20 protein-coding genes and 2 other annotated features are annotated in these 18,224 nt (G+C 37.4%); of the genes, 18 read left to right on the top strand and 2 right to left on the bottom strand.

The features are described from left to right. Positions 1–270: 270 nt before the first annotated feature. The 11 genes from speD (at position 271) to thrS (ending at position 10,958) form a co-directional block, all read left to right on the top strand. Positions 271–654 (top strand): adenosylmethionine decarboxylase, encoded by a 384-nt coding sequence (speD, locus tag IEV41_RS13920; protein ID WP_188389108.1) that lies wholly within the window; start codon positions 271–273, stop codon positions 652–654. A 148-nt stretch (positions 655–802) separates the two neighbouring features. After that, positions 803–1,261 (top strand): transcriptional regulator NrdR, encoded by a 459-nt coding sequence (gene nrdR, locus IEV41_RS13915; protein ID WP_188389107.1) that lies wholly within the window; start codon positions 803–805, stop codon positions 1,259–1,261. 149 nt (positions 1,262–1,410) lie between these two features. Further along, positions 1,411–2,838 carry a replication initiation and membrane attachment family protein gene (locus IEV41_RS13910; protein WP_188389106.1) on the top strand — a complete coding sequence of 476 codons (1,428 nt, stop codon included), beginning with the start codon at positions 1,411–1,413 and terminating at the stop codon, positions 2,836–2,838. 2 nt (positions 2,839–2,840) lie between these two features. Next, positions 2,841–3,773, top strand: coding sequence for a primosomal protein DnaI (gene dnaI / locus IEV41_RS13905; protein WP_188389105.1), 933 nt, complete (start codon positions 2,841–2,843; stop codon positions 3,771–3,773). A gap of 168 nt (positions 3,774–3,941) precedes the next feature. Then, positions 3,942–4,325: a GntR family transcriptional regulator gene (locus IEV41_RS13900; protein ID WP_188389281.1), complete on the top strand. Its 384-nt coding sequence runs from the start codon at positions 3,942–3,944 to the stop codon at positions 4,323–4,325. 1 nt (position 4,326) lies between these two features. Next, positions 4,327–5,028, top strand: coding sequence for an ABC transporter ATP-binding protein (locus IEV41_RS13895; protein WP_188389104.1), 702 nt, complete (start codon positions 4,327–4,329; stop codon positions 5,026–5,028). Further along, on the top strand, positions 5,022–5,810 hold the full coding sequence (locus IEV41_RS13890; protein WP_188389103.1) for a hypothetical protein: 789 nt from the start codon (positions 5,022–5,024) through the stop codon (positions 5,808–5,810). The genes IEV41_RS13895 and IEV41_RS13890 overlap by 7 nt, the downstream gene beginning before the upstream one ends. A gap of 17 nt (positions 5,811–5,827) precedes the next feature. Continuing rightward, the gene (locus tag IEV41_RS13885; RefSeq protein ID WP_188389102.1) at positions 5,828–6,742 is read left to right on the top strand and encodes an ABC transporter ATP-binding protein; all 915 of its coding nucleotides are present in this window, start codon (positions 5,828–5,830) and stop codon (positions 6,740–6,742) included. Continuing rightward, entirely contained in the window at positions 6,735–7,718 is a 984-nt protein-coding gene (locus tag IEV41_RS13880) for a DUF2705 family protein (protein ID WP_188389101.1), read from the top strand. The genes IEV41_RS13885 and IEV41_RS13880 overlap by 8 nt, the downstream gene beginning before the upstream one ends. 113 nt (positions 7,719–7,831) lie before the next feature. After that, entirely contained in the window at positions 7,832–8,704 is an 873-nt protein-coding gene (ytxC, locus tag IEV41_RS13875; protein WP_188389100.1) for a sporulation protein YtxC, read from the top strand. A gap of 35 nt (positions 8,705–8,739) precedes the next feature. Next, positions 8,740–8,979 (top strand) — a binding site (T-box leader). A 47-nt stretch (positions 8,980–9,026) separates the two neighbouring features. Next, positions 9,027–10,958 (top strand): threonine--tRNA ligase, encoded by a 1,932-nt coding sequence (gene thrS, locus IEV41_RS13870; protein ID WP_188389099.1) that lies wholly within the window; start codon positions 9,027–9,029, stop codon positions 10,956–10,958. Positions 10,959–10,995: 37 nt separating this feature from the next. Here thrS and IEV41_RS13865 read toward each other — a convergent pair whose 3' ends face one another. Then, entirely contained in the window at positions 10,996–11,727 is a 732-nt protein-coding gene (locus tag IEV41_RS13865; RefSeq protein ID WP_188389098.1) for a glycerophosphodiester phosphodiesterase, read from the bottom strand. Between the two features lie 205 nt (positions 11,728–11,932). On the opposite strand from IEV41_RS13865, the gene adhP reads away from it, so the two are divergent. From adhP to IEV41_RS13835, 6 genes are all read left to right on the top strand, one after another. Further along, the gene (adhP, locus tag IEV41_RS13860) at positions 11,933–12,949 is read left to right on the top strand and encodes an alcohol dehydrogenase AdhP (RefSeq protein ID WP_188389097.1); all 1,017 of its coding nucleotides are present in this window, start codon (positions 11,933–11,935) and stop codon (positions 12,947–12,949) included. Between the two features lie 417 nt (positions 12,950–13,366). Continuing rightward, a complete protein-coding gene (locus tag IEV41_RS13855) occupies positions 13,367–14,056 on the top strand; it encodes a transglycosylase domain-containing protein (protein ID WP_188389280.1) in 690 nt (229 codons plus the stop codon). Positions 14,057–14,301: 245 nt separating this feature from the next. Then, positions 14,302–14,429 (top strand) — a sequence feature (ribosomal protein L20 leader region). A gap of 67 nt (positions 14,430–14,496) precedes the next feature. Then, complete coding sequence (gene infC / locus IEV41_RS13850; RefSeq protein WP_188389096.1) at positions 14,497–15,000, top strand: translation initiation factor IF-3; 504 nt, start codon at positions 14,497–14,499, stop codon at positions 14,998–15,000. A gap of 21 nt (positions 15,001–15,021) precedes the next feature. Continuing rightward, positions 15,022–15,219: a 50S ribosomal protein L35 gene (gene rpmI, locus IEV41_RS13845; RefSeq protein ID WP_188389095.1), complete on the top strand. Its 198-nt coding sequence runs from the start codon at positions 15,022–15,024 to the stop codon at positions 15,217–15,219. A gap of 40 nt (positions 15,220–15,259) precedes the next feature. After that, the gene (gene rplT / locus IEV41_RS13840; RefSeq protein ID WP_188389094.1) at positions 15,260–15,619 is read left to right on the top strand and encodes a 50S ribosomal protein L20; all 360 of its coding nucleotides are present in this window, start codon (positions 15,260–15,262) and stop codon (positions 15,617–15,619) included. A 172-nt stretch (positions 15,620–15,791) separates the two neighbouring features. Beyond that, positions 15,792–16,877, top strand: coding sequence for a M42 family metallopeptidase (locus tag IEV41_RS13835; protein WP_188389093.1), 1,086 nt, complete (start codon positions 15,792–15,794; stop codon positions 16,875–16,877). Between the two features lie 161 nt (positions 16,878–17,038). Here the strand turns inward: IEV41_RS13835 and sspI are convergent, their stop codons facing one another. Further along, complete coding sequence (gene sspI, locus IEV41_RS13830; RefSeq protein WP_188389092.1) at positions 17,039–17,245, bottom strand: small acid-soluble spore protein SspI; 207 nt, start codon at positions 17,243–17,245, stop codon at positions 17,039–17,041. Positions 17,246–17,427: 182 nt separating this feature from the next. On the opposite strand from sspI, the gene IEV41_RS13825 reads away from it, so the two are divergent. Then, positions 17,428–18,180, top strand: a complete 753-nt coding sequence (locus IEV41_RS13825; protein WP_188389091.1) for a TrmH family RNA methyltransferase — start codon at positions 17,428–17,430, stop codon at positions 18,178–18,180. Positions 18,181–18,224: the final 44 nt, after the last annotated feature.

The following is an 18,224-nucleotide window of genomic DNA, read 5'->3' as shown; positions in this document are numbered from 1 at the left end:
AACAATTTGGAATCTCTTGGTATATAAGGGATAAAATGATGTAGAGTTTGTGAAGTGCGAAATAGTTACCAGAAATTTTGAAAAATGGTCTTGCAATTTTTTAACAAAAAAAGTATACTATTTTTCGTGAACTTCTTAAGCATTGCGAGCTACTTAAAGGGTTAGGACCTCTTTGGACTAACTTTCCCCCGTGGTAGTTTAAGGTGCGTACTTGTTAGTTAAGAGCTTTCACAAACAAGTATATTATTTTGTATAAGGGGGAATTGTACAATGGATACAATGGGCCGACACGTTATTTCGGAATTATGGGGATGTGATTTTGATAAATTGAATAATATGCAATTTATTGAACAAACATTCGTAGATGCAGCGTTAAAATCAGGAGCAGAGGTTCGTGAAGTTGCGTTCCATAAATTCGCACCTCAAGGTGTAAGTGGAGTGGTTATCATTTCAGAGTCGCATTTGACAATTCATAGTTTTCCAGAGCATGGTTATGCTAGTATCGATGTTTATACATGCGGTGATCGCATCGATCCTAATGTAGCTGCAAATTACATTGCAGAAGCACTAGGTGCAGAGAAGCGCGAAAACATTGAATTACCACGCGGTATGGGACCGATTGCGGTTGAACAATTAAAAGCAAAAGTGCTTTAAAAAGTGAACGAAATATTTTAAAATGTTAAGAGAGGTTATATAACCTCTCTTTTTAAGTGTTTACATATATGTATAGGAATGAGAAAATAGGAATAAATATGTTTGTGCAAATGAACTGTTTATTTTGTTAGTAAATGGAGATGATTGTATGCGATGCCCTACGTGTTTTCATAATGGTACAAAAGTGTTAGACTCTCGTCCTGTTGATGAAGGGCGTTCTACAAGAAGAAGAAGAGAGTGTGAAGCGTGTCATTTTCGTTTCACAACATTCGAACGAATGGAAGAATCTCCTGTTGTTGTTGTGAAAAAGGAAGGAATACGTGAAGAATTCGATAAAGATAAAATTTTACGCGGGATGATTAAAGCGTGCGAGAAACGTCCTGTTGCACTTAGACAGTTAGAGGAAATCACTCAAGCAATTGAGCGAGAGATACGTAGCCAAGGTTTATCGGAAGTAAACAGCGAAATCATTGGTGAAATGGTCATGGAGCATCTATCAAAGGTGGACGAGGTAGCATACGTTCGCTTTGCTTCTGTATATCGTCAATTTAAAGATTTGAACGTATTTATTCAGGAATTAAAGGAATTGTTAGGTAAAAACCGATGAAGGAAAGAGCTTGAAGCGTATGTGCTGGAGGCTCTTTTTTACTCTTTACGTATGAATATAAAATAAAGAAAGGAGAAGGAATGGTAGCGTTGCTTCATTTTCTTTATTTTATATAATAAAGGCATCGGATAAAAGGGAAGGGTTGTAATATGGAAAAGCATCATTGGATGGAATTAGTACCAGTGGATCGGTACAAAGTGAGAGCAAGTGGAATGTTGCATGAGTTCGACAGAAAAATATTAACAATGTTATATCAACCGTTAATTGGGAGTAATGGTCTCAGCTTGTATATGACGTTATGGAGTGAACTTGATCAGCGAGGGATGTGGGGAGAAGAAATGACACATCATACGTTAATGATTCAAATGCATCGTCCATTAAAAGATATATATGAAGAGCGATTGAAGTTAGAGGGAATTGGATTGTTGAAGGTGCATATGAATAAGGAAGATGACGTGCGTAGCTTTATTTATGAGCTTGTTCCACCTTTATCACCAAAGGTATTCTTTGATGATGCAGTTCTTAATATTTTCATTTACCATCGACTAGGGAAAACAAAATATAATAGTGTGAAAAACTTCTTCTTATATCCAGAAGTCGATACAACGATGTACAAGGAGGTAACACGTTCGTTTAATGAGGTGTTCTCTTCCATGCATCCGAGTCAGTTACAAAGTTCTTTACAATCACATGAGGCTGAAGAGTTATTCCAAGTAAATGGACAAGAGTTACTGGATCGTACAGATAAGAGCACAGTGAACATATATAATGACTTCTTTAACTTTGATCTTTTCTATGAGGGATTATCAGATGCAGTTATCCCGAAAAAAGCAGTGACAGAAAAGGTGAAAGAAGCAATTGTAAGGTTAGCCTTTCTATATGGGATAGATCACTTACAGATGAAAAATGTATTGATGAGTGCTATTACTGGGAACGAGGCAATTGATATAGAACAACTGCGTAAAAGTGCACGTGAGTGGTACCAATTCGAGAACGGAGATGCGATGCCGGCATTAACAGAGAGAATTCAACCGGTTAAGCATCAGACGATGACGAAGAAGGAGCCAGTGACCGAAGAGGAACGATTTGTGAAGGAATTAGAGCAAACATCGCCACGTCAACTACTAGTAGAACTTTCAGGCGGTGCGGAACCGTCAGCTAGTGATTTGAAGATTATTGAGGATGTTATGTTTAAGCAGAAGCTCCTGCCGGGTGTAATTAATGTTCTTGTTCATTACGTGATGTTACGAACGGATATGAAGTTAACAAAGGGATATGTAGAGAAAATTGCTAGTCACTGGGCTAGGAAGAAAATCCGAACTGTTCGAGAAGCAATGGCGATTGCGAAGGAAGAACATCGTCAATACCAGCAATGGGCAGAAACAAAAAATAATCCAAAAGCAAAGGGACGAAGCCAGAAAGGAACACGTACAGAAATGTTACCGGAGTGGTTTGGAAATAATAAAGTAGAGGAACCAGTTTCGGAACAACCTACAAATCAAGAAGATGAGGAAAGAAGAAAGCTACAAGAGAAATTACAGAAGTTCCAGAAAAATAAAGTATCGAAGGAGGGATAGTCATGCAAAAAGTACGACAATCATTGCAACAATTAATTCAAAATGATTCATTTCGTGCGAGATATGAGGCGATGAAGCAAGAAGTGTTGGTGCATCCGAAAGTGCAGTTGTTTTTGGCGGAGCACCGAGAAGAAATAAATCAAGACATGCTCGATAGAAGTTTAGTGAAGTTGTATGAGTATATTGGCCAAAGTGTAAATTGTGAAGGATGTGAGAATCTAGCTTCGTGCAAAAATATGATTCAAGGCTATCACCCACACTTAGTTATTCAAGGGAAAATGATTGATGTACAGTATGATCGTTGTCCGACAAAGGTACGACAAGATGAACGTAAAAAACATGAATCACTAATTCAAAGCATTTATGTTCCAAAGGATATCTTGCAAGCATCACTAGCAGATTTGGCGTTAGATGATAAAGGAAGATTCCAAGCGATTGATTTTGCAAGTGACTTTGTTCAACAGTACGAACCTGGTAAGAAGATGAAAGGCTTGTATTTATACGGCTCATTTGGAGTAGGGAAGACGTATATCCTCGGAGCAATCGCGAATGAGTTGGCAGAGAGAAATGTATCGTCTATGCTTGTGTATCTACCAGAGTTTTTACGAGAGCTAAAGAGCTCGATGCAGGATAATTCCTTGAATGGAAAATTAGAGGTTGTAAAAAATGTACCTGTTTTAATGCTAGATGACATCGGAGCTGAATCAATGTCAAGTTGGGTTCGCGACGACATTTTAGGTACAATTTTGCAATTTAGAATGCTCGAGAATTTACCAACTTTCTTTACATCAAACTTTAATTTTGAGCAACTGTTGCATCATTTAACATACACACAACGCGGAGAAGAAGAAAAGATGAAAGCAGCTCGTGTTATGGAACGGATTAAATATTTAGCAGATCCAATTGAACTGCAGGGGAAAAATAGACGAGATTAGGATGAGAGTATGTCGATAGCGGCATGCTCTTTTGTGTGTGTATATGTTTAGGTGCGTGATTGTTTAAAAAAATAAAAAATGGTAAAAATAGTATTCACAGTGTTTGAATATTAGTGTATTATGTAAGTAGTACAGTGGTGCGGTGAATTTGCCAAAGGGAAAGGAGGTATAGGTGTGGAATTTGACAATAATTTACCGATTTATATACAAATTATGTATTATATCAAAAAGCAAATTGTGACGGGCCAGTTAAAAGAAGGAGATAAGATTCCTTCTGTTCGTGAGTTAGCAACGGAACTTCAAATCAATCCCAATACGGTTCAACGTACGTTTCAAGAGTTAGAGAGAGAAGGTATTGTGGAAACGAAAAGAGGAATGGGACGATATGTAACGAAGGAACGGGGGAAAATAATGGATATAAAAAGGGAAATGTCAAAGGAGCTAATTCAGACGTTTTTAAAAGGGATGTATTCTTTAGGGTTCACAAAAGAAGAAATTATTAACGTTATAACAGGTGCGGTAGAAAATAATCAGTCTAGGGAGAGGGAATAAGATGGGGTTGTGTGTGCAAATAGAGAATGTTAGCAAGCAATTTGCTTCAAAACAAGTGCTACAAAACATTACGTTGCATATTGAAACAGGGAAAATCGTTGGGTTATTGGGGAATAACGGAAGTGGTAAAACAACGATATGCAAAATGCTAGCAGGTCTATCTAGACCGACAGAAGGAAGCGTTAGCATCGATGGCATTCCAGTAGGATATCAGACAAAGTCGATTGTTTCGTTCATGCCGGATAAGGCGACTTTTGAAAAATGGATGAAAGTAGAGGATATTGTAACGTTCTTTCAAGACTTTTATAGAGATTTTAATAGTGAGAAAGCTAAGGCGATGCTTACATTCATGAAGTTAGATAAGCAAGAGAAGATTGTAGATTTATCAAAAGGAATGATGGAGCGATTACAACTCACGCTAGCATTATCGCGAGATGCGAAGTTATATGTGCTTGACGAACCGATTGGTGGCGTAGATCCAATCGCACGTGAGAAGATTTTGGATGCGATTATCGAGTTTTATCATGAGGAGAGTACGTTGCTTATCTCTACACACTTAATTAAGGATATTGAGCGTATTTTTGATGAAGTGATTTTCGTGAAAGACGGAAGTATCGCTATTCATGAAAATGTCGAGGACATTCGCTTTAAACGAAAAGTATCGGTTCATGACCTCTTTCGGGAGGTGTACGGAGATTGTTGACGTTGCTCAAATATCATTTTAAAGCGAAAGTACCTTTATTATGTGGATTGTTGCTAGGGATTGTAAGCTTACAAATATTAATGCTACTAGGATTACGTATCTGGAAAGTGCCATTTGCTTCTATGCAAGTATCATGGAATTTGTTTTTTGCATTAGTATTATGGGTAGTTGCCATGTGTATTCTCTTTATTGTTTCGTACAAATTATATAGAGAAAATATCACGAATTATTATAAGTGCTTATTACCGGTGAAAGATACATCTTTTATTTTAGCGCCGTTATTATTTTGGTTTATTTGTTCGAGTGTTACAGCTACATATTTTATAGGCTCTATTTACGTATATTCCCTTTTTTATAACTTTGATGATTTGAATGGTATGGAAAAAGGGATTATTGAATCAATGATGCTTGATAATTATTTCGCTGTTATGGTGAGTCATGTAGAAGCTCTTGTCGTAAGTTGCGCATATTTATTGCTTCTTTTTTTCGCATATACAGCAATTAAGTTAGTTATAAAAGGCAAGAAGTTTCGTGCCTGCATGATGGCAATCATTTTTATTGTTTTTGTTGCATTGGACTTCTTTGTCGCAAATTGGGTGTTAAACATTTGCCCGGCAATTATGTTAGAAGAAAAAACTGTTGTATATGAAGTATCGCAAGAAAAGATAGTTGAAACAGTAAGTTATGGCTTTAACTTTGCACATTTCTTTATAGTAATTAACTTGTGCATTGTATTAATATATAGCACTGCGTACTTACTAAAGGTACGTAAAGATATTTAAGGAGGTAGAGGATAGAAATGAGTACACACGTATTAGAGTTGAAAAATGTAACGAAACGCGTCGGTTCAAAGACGTTAGTTGACAATCTATCGTTTCAAGTAGGAAAAGGTGAAATCGTTGGATTACTAGGACCAAACGGAGCTGGTAAAACAACAACGATGAAGATGATGGTAGGATTGTTCTCTATGTCAGAAGGGGACGTAACAATTAACGGTCACAGTGTAAAAACAGCGCGTTCAAAAGCGCTAGCGCACGTTGGAGGAATTCTAGAGAATCCAGAGTTCTACCCGTTCTTATCTGGATACGATAACTTAATGCAATACGCTCGTATGGCTGATGGTGTAACAGAAGAGAGAATTAAAGAAGTAGTTGAATTATTAGGGTTATCAAATGCACTAGACAAGAAAGTAAAAGCATATTCACTAGGTATGCGCCAGCGTCTAGGTATTGCACAGGCGTTACTTCATAAGCCTGCTGTATTAATTCTGGATGAGCCAACAAATGGTTTGGATCCAGCTGGTATTCGTGAAATGCGTGAATATATGCGACAAATTGCGAATGAAGAGGGTATTTCTATCCTTGTATCAAGTCACTTGCTATCAGAAGTTGAATTAATGTGTGATCGTATTATTATTATTCAAAATGGTAAGTTTGTAGAAGATCAGCGTATTATCGAAAGTGAAACAGATGAGGTTACACTTGCATTAGTAGTAGATGATACAGCGAAAGCAAGCGCGATTTTAGCAAAAGACTTCAATCTTGTTGCGGATGTACATGAGAAGAAAGTGTTAATAACGTTGGAGGATGAGCAAGTCCCTGCAATCATTACGAAATTAGCTAGTGAAGGAATAGCGATATTCCGTGTCATGGAAGAGAAGAAGTCATTAGAAGATAGATTCTTAGAGAAGACGGGAGGAAATCAAATTGTCTAAGTTTTTTAAGTTGATTAAGAATGAATTTGTTAAAATGTTTAAAACAAAGTCTGCAATTGCGCCGTTTTTAATTTTGGCGTTATTAATTATTGGTATACCTGTAGCTGGCAAGATGATGAGTAAAGAGGAAGCTAAGGTAGAATCTAAATCGGATTGGAAAACATCCATAATAGAAGATAATAAAGAGATTGAGCAAAGATTACAAATGACGAAAGAACAAATTCTTGCTACTCCGATAGAAAAGGATCCAATGTTGAAAAATCCCGATATTGAGGATTATCAAAAAAATGCTTATCATTTAGAACATGATATCTCAACAAATACAGGTGCGATAGGTCATATGTTTGGTTCATTGAAATTTGTATCTTCTGTTATTTTTTTAATGATCATTGTTTATGCAAGTACTAGTGTTGCGAGAGAGTATGCGTTTGGAACAATTAAATTTTTATTAATTCGTCCAGTTAGCCGTTTCCAAATTCTAATGTCGAAATTAGTGATGGTACTGTTAGCAGCGCTTATCTTCTATATTTTTTCTGCTGTTTTAGGATATATCGTGGGTGGATTCTTTGAAGGTTTCGTGGCAGAAACGTATCGTACAGTAGACATTGTAGATGGTAAAATTGTTGAGGGTAGCTTAATTGTTGAGCTAGGAAGAATGATTGGTTTTGAAGTTATTGAATTGCTTCCTTATGTTGCGCTAGCTTTCTTCATTTCAATTCTTATGAAGTCGGTAGGGGCCTCTATCGGTGTTACAATGTTCTTGAACTTTGTTGTTAGTGGATTAACTTTTGGTTTACTGAGAGGATATGAGTGGTCTAAGTATATTCTATTTATGCATGGAGACCTGGGAAGTATTTATGCAGGGGCAACAGTTGTTAAAGGGATGACACTAGGCTTCTCTATTATAATACTTGTGCTATACGCTGTTGTTTTCTATGCTCTTTCTTTTGTAACGTTCCTAAAGCGTGATATATAAGAGTATACTCTGAAAAAAATACACATCTGACGCAAAAGAAATGTCGGATGTGTATTTTTTGTGTTCTCTTCTCATATACATGGAACAAGCGTATGTGAAAGGGAGGGGGCAAGTTGCTGACGATTTTATTTGAAGATCGAGATGAAGCAATGTTTGTGTATGAACGATTATTAATGAAGAAGATAACTTCTTTTCATTATATGAAGGTCAAATTAGACGAGAAGAAAGTGAACGTCTCGTGTAAGAAGCAAGCGAAAGCATGCTTGAAGAATATTATTGTTCCCACGCTAGTTGAGTTTATCGTTACGATGAAAGAAGCAAGATGGATGGCGTCCTTACTACAAAAGCAGTTCTATTACGAAGATATAGAGGAAATTGATTATATTGTTACAATTGGAAAAGATATTTTATATGGAAAGCGAAAAGATTTATCGGGTAGTGATTTTGTTTCTACAAGGAAAAAGAAAATTACGCATGCGTTAGAGGACTTTATGTCGTTCTCTATTTCGTTTTCAATAGAAGGGTTTTTTCAGTTTCGCTTAAGAACGTACATCCATCATTTATTGCTTGTGACGCAACGAGCGATTGATGAGTATCAATTAGAACAAGAATATCAAGTACTTATCGATGAATTGCGGACAAGGGTGAATGATGTAGAAGAAGGATTACCGATAGCCCATGTTGTATATGAGAATGGATTTACGTTGTATGACGATATGTACGAACGAATAGATTGTTCCATGTTAGATAGTATAGATGAAGAGAATGGGATGGATACAGAAGTATTGGCTCCGTTAATTTATTATGCGCCGCGCAAAATATATATGTATACGAAAACAATTGATATTCCACTTATTGTGACTGTATTGAACGTTTTTCAAGATAGGGTAACGATTTGTAATCTGCAAGATTTTTTGACAAACCGTATACAGGGATCGAAAAGTGGAGAAAATGAGGAAAAGTACACAAAGGAACTTGATTTTTAAAAATAGAATGCATATAATATTTTACATAATAGAACAAAGAAGTATTGATGAGGACACGAATTATTTTTTACGATTCACAGAGAGGGAAGACACTGGTTGAGAGCTTCCTAATACGAGAAAGTAATTTACCACCTCTGAACTTCAGTAGTGAACGGCCTAGCTTAGTAATTACTGACGGAACAAACCGTTATCGTATCTTGAGCAGTTAATGTGTATGATTATGTCATATTGGCTGAAACAAGGGTGGAACCACGACTTTAACACTCGTCCCTTTTTATGGGAGGAGTGTTTTTTATTGCACAAAAATAGAGGAGTGAATGAAATGGCTGAAGTAGTAAAAATGACATTCCCTGATGGGGCTGTAAAGGAATTTCCAAAAGGGGTCACAACAGAAGAAATCGCAGCATCAATTAGCCCAGGCTTAAAGAAGAAGGCGATTGCAGGTACATTAGATGGTAACCCAATCGATTTACGTACATCAATTGAAGTAGATGGAAGTATTGGCATCATTACAGAAGGAACAGGTGAGGCGCTAGACATTATGCGTCACAGTTCTGCTCATATTCTAGCGCAAGCAATTAAGCGTATCTACAAAGATGTGAAGTTCGGAATTGGTCCTGTTATTGAAAATGGTTTCTACTATGATATCGAAATGGAAGAGTCAATCAAGCCAGAAGACTTAGTAAAAATCGAAAAAGAAATGCAAAAAATTATCAACGAAAACTTAGAAATCACACGTGTAGAAGTAAGTCGTGAAGAAGCACAAGCTCGTTTCGAAGCAATCGATGATAACTTAAAGCTTGAATTATTAGATGCAATTCCTGCTGGTGAAGCAGTGTCGATTTACGAACAAGGTGAGTTCTTCGATTTATGTCGTGGTGTACACGTTCCTTCAACAGGGAAAGTGAAAGCATTCAAGTTATTAAGCATCGCTGGTGCTTACTGGCGTGGAAACTCTGATAATCAAATGCTACAACGTATTTACGGTACTGCATTCTTCAAGAAAGCAGAATTAGATGAGCATTTACGTTTATTAGAGGAAGCGAAAGAGCGTGATCATCGTAAATTAGGTAAAGAACTTGATTTATTCATGAACTCTCAAAAAGTAGGACAAGGTTTACCTCTATGGTTACCAAAGGGCGCAACAATTCGCCGTGTTATTGAGCGTTATATCGTGGACAAAGAAGTTCGTCTTGGATACGATCATGTATACACTCCAGTATTAGGAAGTGTTGAATTATACAAAACATCAGGCCACTGGGATCATTACCGTGATGGCATGTTCCCTCCGATGGAAATGGATAATGAAGATTTAGTTCTTCGTCCAATGAACTGCCCTCATCACATGATGGTATACAAAAACGACATTCACTCATACCGTGAATTACCAATCCGTATTGCGGAGTTAGGTACAATGCACCGTTATGAAATGTCAGGAGCATTAGCTGGGTTACAACGTGTACGTGGAATGACATTAAATGACGCACACATTTTTGTTCGTCCAGACCAAATTAAAGAAGAATTAAAGCGTGTAGTGAACTTAGTTCTTGAAGTATACAAAGACTTCAACTTCAATGACTATTCATTCCGTTTATCATACCGTGATCCACAAGACACAGAGAAGTACTATGATGACGATGCAATGTGGAACAAAGCACAAGTAATGATCAAAGAAGCGATGGATGAGCTAGGCTTAGATTACTACGAAGCAGAAGGTGAAGCGGCATTCTACGGTCCGAAGCTTGATGTTCAAGTGAAAACAGCGTTAGGTAAAGAAGAAACATTATCAACTGTACAGTTAGACTTCTTATTACCAGAGCGCTTTGATTTAACATATATCGGTGAAGATGGTAAGCACCATCGTCCAGTAGTTATTCACCGTGGCGTTGTATCAACAATGGAACGTTTCGTTGCCTTCTTAATCGAAGAGTACAAAGGTGCATTCCCGACTTGGTTAGCACCAGTTCAAGTACAAGTAATTCCAGTATCTCCGAACGTGCATTTAGACTACGCGAAGAAAGTACAAGAAGAATTACAAATGGCCGGACTTCGTGTTGAACTTGATCACCGTGAAGAGAAAATTGGTTATAAGATTCGCGAAGCACAAATGCAAAAAATTCCGTACATGCTTGTGGTAGGTGACAATGAAGTTGCTGAAACTGGCGTAAACGTACGTAAATACGGTGAGCAGAAGTCAGAGACTGTATCATTAGCATCATTTGTAGAAATGATTAAAGAAGAAGTAAGACGATAAGATAGAAAAAGGAGAAATGCGGCCGCATTTCTCCTTTTTATGCTTCTAGCAATGCTTTTGCTTGTTGTGGATAGTCTGTAATAATAACATCTACCCCGTAGTCAATCATTCGTTGTACATCTGCCATATTATTTACTGTGTACGGACGAACAATGAAGCCTGCTTGTTGAACTTCTTTAATCATTTCTTCTGTTAACCATTTGAAGTTTGGGTGGAATCCGTTCGCACGGTTTTGATGAATATTTTGGACGATTTCATTTTCTTTCTCTTCATATAACAATGCATGTTCTAATTCGGGTGCTAATGTGGATAATTTAGCAATTGATTGATGGTTAAAGGAAGATAGAATGATACGACTATGTAATTCGAATTCTTCTATTAAAGCGATTACTTTTTCTTCAAGTTCGTTGTAATGGATAACATCATTTTTTAGTTCAACATTTAGTAGTAACTTGTTTGTTGTTGCCCATTCGAATACTTCACGTAATGTCGGAATTGTTTCGCCTTTAAATACTGTGTTGAATTTTTCTCCGGCGTCAATTTGTTTTAATTCTTCTAATGTATAATCTTGGACAGCGCCTTTTCCGGTTGTTGTTCTATCTAATGTTTCGTCGTGAATAACGATGATTTCTCCGTCTTTTGATAATTGAACATCTAATTCAATACCATCTGCACCGACATTGACAGCTTCCTTAAATGCAATCATCGTATTTTCGGGATGTGTACTTTTCACCCCGCGATGGGCAAAAATAAGTGGTTTTTTCGCCATATGTATCTTTCCTCTCTGTAATGAGTTATTCTTTCTTTTTCAGTATGGGAGAAACGAGGTATAATGACAATCCATTTTGTTCATATTTTTGCCAAATAATGTTCATTTCCCTGTAACAATAGAAGAGTTTATTCGTTCCGGAAATATATTACAATTATATATGTGAAGCGTCACAATTATACGATAAGGTGAAGGTGATTCGATAATGAAAGCAGCTATAGTAAATGAATTCAAAGAGAAGCTAGAAGTGAAAGAAGTACCCAAACCATCTGTAGGAGTGAATGAAGTATTAGTACACATTCATGCATGCGGTGTTTGTCATACAGATTTACATGCGGCACACGGAGATTGGCCTGTAAAACCGAAATTACCACTTATTCCAGGACATGAAGGCGTAGGAACGGTAGAAGAGGTTGGAGAAGGTGTAACCCATCTGAAGATCGGTGATCGTGTTGGTGTTCCTTGGCTATACTCAGCATGCGGACATTGTGAATATTGTATTACTGGACGTGAAACCCTTTGTAAAGAACAACATAACGCAGGCTATTCAGTAGATGGTGGTTATGCAGAGTATTGTGTGGCTGCAGCGGATTATGTTGTGAAAGTACCAGAAAACCTTGACTTTGTAGAAGCAGCACCGCTATTTTGTGCAGGAGTAACAACATATAAAGCGTTGAAAGTGTCGGAGGCAAAAGCTGGTGAGTGGGTTGCAATCTTCGGTGTTGGTGGCTTAGGTCATTTGGCAGTGCAATATGCAAAAGCGATGGGAATGAATGTTGTAGCAGTCGATACATTTGATGAGAAGTTAGAGTTAGCAAAAGAGCTAGGAGCAGACTTAGTAGTCAATCCAATGAAGGAAGATGCAGCAGAGTTTATCCATCGTGAGATTGATGGTGTGCATGCATCAGTTTGTACGGCGGTATCAAAAGCGGCATTTGGACAAGCATATCGTGCTGTGCGACGTGGAGGAACGTGTGTAGCAGTTGGGCTACCACCAGAAATGATGGAAGTACCAATTTTCGATACCGTATTAAATGGAGTGAAGATCGCTGGTTCAATAGTGGGAACACGTAAAGACTTGCAGGAAACATTGCAATTTGCGGCAGAAGGAAAAGTGAAGACAATTATTGAAACACGTACATTAGACGAAATTAATGAGATTTTTGATGAAATGGAACAAGGGAAAATAAATGGTCGTATCGTTATTGATATGAAAAAATAAAAATGAAAAACGCTTCTTTTGATTAGAGAAAGAAGCGTTTTTTTTTGTATTATTTGAGAATAATTACAACTCTTTAGATTGTGCTGTTTGTGGAACATTAGGTGGAAGGAACCTTATTATAGAAAGGGTTTTCATCTGGTTACTGCTATTTTACGTGTTATAGCTTTTCGTGTATAATGAAAAATCTCGCTTTATGAGTGGGTTATAATCACTACGGAAACTTACAAAAATGTAAGGGTTCTGTAAGTTGATTCAATGTAGGGAATAGTGAGAAAAAGATATAATATGTAGAAAGCATAAGCTAAAGAGGTGAAGAAGATGGCACATGCAATAATGCTAGAAGAAGCCAACTTTGAACGTAAATATATTGCTAAAATAAAACGATGGAAAATATGGTCGATTGTTTTGTGTATTGCTATGTTACTCATGGCCGTTTCGATTAATAGCGCCATAGCTTTTCAAGACATAAGTCGCTTGCAATATTCGTTAAGTGCTACTATCGCAGGAGACGTAGCCAATATAGACAAAAAAATGATTCCTGTCCAACAAGAGGGGATAATAGTAGGTGCAACACCAGAACATGTCCGCCAAGCATTTATAGCAGTAGAAGATAAAAGGTTTTATGAACATGATGGGATTGATGTAAGAGCGATTGCTCGTGCGGCGGTTACGGATATAAAAGCAGGACGTATTGTAGAAGGTGGTAGTACAATTACACAACAATTGGCGAAGAATATCTTCCTAACGAATGATCGTACATGGTCCCGTAAGTGGAAGGAATATTTATACGCGAAGAAAATCGAACGAACATATTCAAAAGATCAAATCTTAAATATGTACATGAACAATATTTATTATGGGAATGGTTCGTATGGCATTAAGAGTGCTGCATATAACTACTTTGGTAAAGAAGTAGAACAGTTAACGATAGCAGAAGGGGCAATGTTAGCATCTGTTATTAAAGGTCCGACGTATTATGCTCCAACGAATAACTTAGAAAAGGCAATTGAACGTCGTAATTTGACGTTGCGTCTTATGCATGAGCAAGGTTATATAACGAATGAGGAGTATGAAGTAGCGATTACAGAGAAAGTCGTCTTAAAGTAATAGCGTGTTGGGAAATGTGAAGAGCGTCAGAAGAGATATATTTTGACGCTCTTTTTTTATGTTATAACGCATTAGTTTCCCCTAAATAATTGGATAACATACATTATTTGTTTTGTTTTCGAAAAAAAACATTGCATGTTCGAAGATAATTTGCTAGAATATTTTTTGTTGCTACTAAAACAAACGCTAGCTTGACACTAGTTGAGTCGTTGTGATATAGTTGCTTAAGAAAAAAATACTTGTTTGTATGCAAGAAGAAGCACCCGCTTCTCACCTGGTTGACACAATTGTAGTTAACAGGTTTACGATGATTACATTTAATGTGTGAAGTCATAAGTGTGGGTGCGTCATGTACTCACACTTTTTTGTTGAGTCGGTGACACTTCAGACATGGACAGTATTTTATAAAACCTTGGAGGTGGCTTACTATTAGCAAGGACATGATGGTAAACGAAGGTATTCGCGCTCGTGAAGTTCGTTTAATTAGCCAAAATGGTGATCAACTAGGAATCAAAACTCGTCAAGAAGCATTAGAGTTAGCAACTACTGCTAATCTTGATCTAGTAATGGTTGCTCCAACAGCAAAACCGCCAGTATGTCGTATTATGGACTACGGTAAATTCCGCTTTGAGCAACAAAAGAAAGACAAAGAAGCACGTAAAAATCAAAAAGTTATTAGCTTGAAAGAAGTTCGTTTAAGTCCTACTATTGATGAGCATGACTTTAATACGAAGCTTCGTAATGCTATTAAATTCCTTGAAAAAGGTGACAAAGTAAAAGCGTCGATTCGTTTCAAAGGTCGTGCGATTACTCATAAAGAGATTGGTCAACGTGTTCTTGATCGTTTCTCAGAAGCTTGTAAGGAAGTTAGTACTGTAGAATCTGCACCACGTATGGATGGACGCAGCATGTTCTTAGTATTAGCACCTAAAAATGATAAGTAGTTAATAGAGGAGGAAAACCCTATGCCAAAACAAAAAACTCATCGTGGCGCTGCAAAGCGTTTCAAAAAGACAGGATCTGGGAAGTTAAAACGTTCTCACGCTTATACTTCTCACTTATTCGCTAACAAGTCTACAAAAGCAAAACGTAAATTACGTAAAGCTGGCGTAGTTAGCGCTGGAGATTTCAAACGCATTCGTCAAATGTTAGACACAATGTAATTAAAACTGAACGTAGATAGATATTTAGGAGGTAAATAATATGCCAAGAGTAAAAGGCGGTACAGTGACTCGCGCACGTCGCAAAAAGGTATTAAAATTAGCTAAAGGTTATTTCGGTTCTAAACATACGATTTACAAAACTGCTAACGAGCAAGTTATGAAATCATTAATGTATGCTTACCGTGATCGTCGTCAAAAGAAACGTGATTTCCGTAAATTATGGATCACACGTATCAATGCGGCTGCACGTATGAACGGTCTTTCTTACAGCCGTTTAATGCACGGTTTAAAATTAGCTGGTATCGAAGTTAACCGTAAGATGTTAGCTGACTTAGCTATCGCTGATGAGAAAGCATTCGCACAATTAGCAGAAGCTGCTAAAGCTCAATTAAACAAATAATAATTGAACGTATTTAACCCTAGAATATTGCATTCTAGGGTTTTTATGTGCAAAAATGACCTTTCTTTGAGAATTTTCAGTGAAAATGGATAGAGGTAGTATGAAAATTGAAAAATATGCAGTATGATAAGAGTGTTAGTTTTATACATAGTGTTAGTAGGAGGGAATCATCATGGCAAAGTTAGATAACACGTTAGAAATGTTGAAAGAATTAACCGATGCTAAAGGTGTTGCGGGTTTTGAAGCAGAGCCACGCAAAGTGATGAAGAAATACATAGAACCATACGCAACAGAAATTGAGATGGACAACTTAGGTAGCCTTATCGCGAAAAAAGTCGGTGATGCGAATGGACCGAAAATTATGGTTGCTGGACATTTAGATGAAGTTGGTTTCATGGTAACTCAAATTGATGATAAAGGGTTCTTACGTTTTCAACCAATCGGTGGATGGTGGGGCCAAGTTATGCTTGCGCAGCGTGTGACAATCGTAACGAAAAAAGGTGACGTAACAGGTGTTATTGGTTCAAAACCGCCACACATCTTACCTCCGGAAGCGCGTAAGAAACCAGTGGAAATTAAAGATATGTTCATTGATATTGGTGCAACAAGCAAAGAAGAAGCGATGGGATTTGGTGTACTACCAGGTGATCAAATCGTTCCTTACTTTGAGTTCACAGTGATGAACAACGAGAAATTATTATTAGCAAAAGCATGGGATAACCGCATTGGTTGTGCTATTGCGATTGATGTATTAAAGCAATTAGAAGGTGTCAACCATCCGAACGTTGTATACGGAGTTGGTACAGTTCAAGAAGAAGTGGGATTACGTGGTGCAAAGACGTCTACGCACTTCATTCAACCTGATATTGGCTTTGCAGTAGATGTTGGTATTGCAGGTGATACACCAGGCGTAACAGAGAAAGAAGCGCAAGGTAAGTTAGGTGCAGGTCCACAAATCATTTTATATGATGCATCGATGGTATCACATAAAGGCCTTCGTGACTTTGTTGTAGGTGTAGCGGATGAGTTAAATATTCCTTACCAATACGATGCAATTGCAGGTGGTGGAACAGATTCAGGTGCAATTCATGTAACGATGAATGGTGTACCAGCTCTTGCGATTACGATTGCAACTCGTTACATTCACTCTCATTCATCAATGTTACACCGTGATGATTATGAGAACACAGTGAAGTTAATTGCAGAAGTAATTAAGCGATTAGATGCACAAGCAGTCCATACGATTACATTTGATTAATGATAAAGAAGAGCTTGCCAGCAGAAGTTGGTGAGCTTTTTTTATGAAGAAACACTATCCTTTTTAAAATTTGCTCCTTATTAAGTACAAACGAAAATCCCCCTAACTGTAGAGGATGTTAGGGGGATTTTCATCTTGAAAAAATACGTAAAGTTATATCGTTATTGCAGTCCTGATTTTAGTGCATGAAGCATTTCTTGGCGATCTTGTTCATTTGAATTATTCCAAATGATTTCAAATAGAACGCCAAGGCCCGGGAGCATCTTCTCTTGGCCGTTTTGGATTGCGTCTGTAATAGTAGCTTGTAATTCTCCTTCTGTATTCCCAGAGACATTTGCAATAACCGCACCACGAATGTTAAAGCTCATCGAAACACTCCTTTTCGCTATCGTTACTTCGTTATCATGTGTTAAAAAATATGTAATTATGTATTCATCTAAGAAAAACTTGTGTTATGTCGGTTCATTCACTAAGATAGAAGAGGATTAAATGATCTAGTTTTGACTATGATAATAGGTAGAAGAAGTGACGGAGAGAGGATATATACAGAATGAAACGAATTGATTCTATTCAAAATGGAAGTATAAAGACGTGGAAGAAATTACATACAAAGAAAGAACGTGACAAAGTAGGGAAGTTTCTTGTAGAAGGCTTCCACTTAGTAGAAGAAGCGCTAAAAGCAGAAGTAGTAGAAACGGTCTTAATTATAGAAGATATAACATTCCCTAGTGGATGGAAGATGGACAATGCGGATGTTGTAATCGTGACGAAGGACATTATGCAAGTATTAAGTGAAACAGAGACACCGCAAGGAATCATTGCTGTTTGCCAAAAGGGAGACGTAGCGGATATCGATTTACAAGGTGGAACATACTTATTACTTGATGCGGTCCAAGATCCAGGTAACATTGGTACGATGATTCGTACAGCAGACGCAGCAGGTGTACGTGCTGTTATTATTGGGAACGGATCGGTAGATGTCTACAACAGCAAAGCAATTCGTTCGACACAAGGATCTCTTTTCCATGTGCCTGTTATAAAAGGTGATTTAAAAGAGTGGATTACGAAGTTACAAGTGAACGGTGTGAAAGTATATGGTACATCCTTACATGAAGCGAAACCATATCAAGAAGTAGCAGTAGAGGGACCAGCTGCATTAATCGTTGGGAACGAAGGAAGCGGTGTACAAGAAGAAGTACTTGTGATGACAGATGAGAATTTATATATTCCGATTCATGGTCGTGCTGAATCATTAAACGTTGCGGTTGCGTGCGGAATTTTATTGTATTATGTACGCGGGTAGTTGCATCGATAACGAATAATGACTATAATAGTAAGGAAAATAAT

The organism is Priestia taiwanensis, from assembly GCF_014638355.1.
In the GTDB taxonomy this organism is placed as follows: Bacteria; Bacillota; Bacilli; order Bacillales; family Bacillaceae_G; genus Priestia_D; species Priestia_D taiwanensis.
The sequence above is the reverse complement of the archived record's forward strand: the minus strand, read 5'-3'. Positions and strand labels throughout refer to the sequence as shown.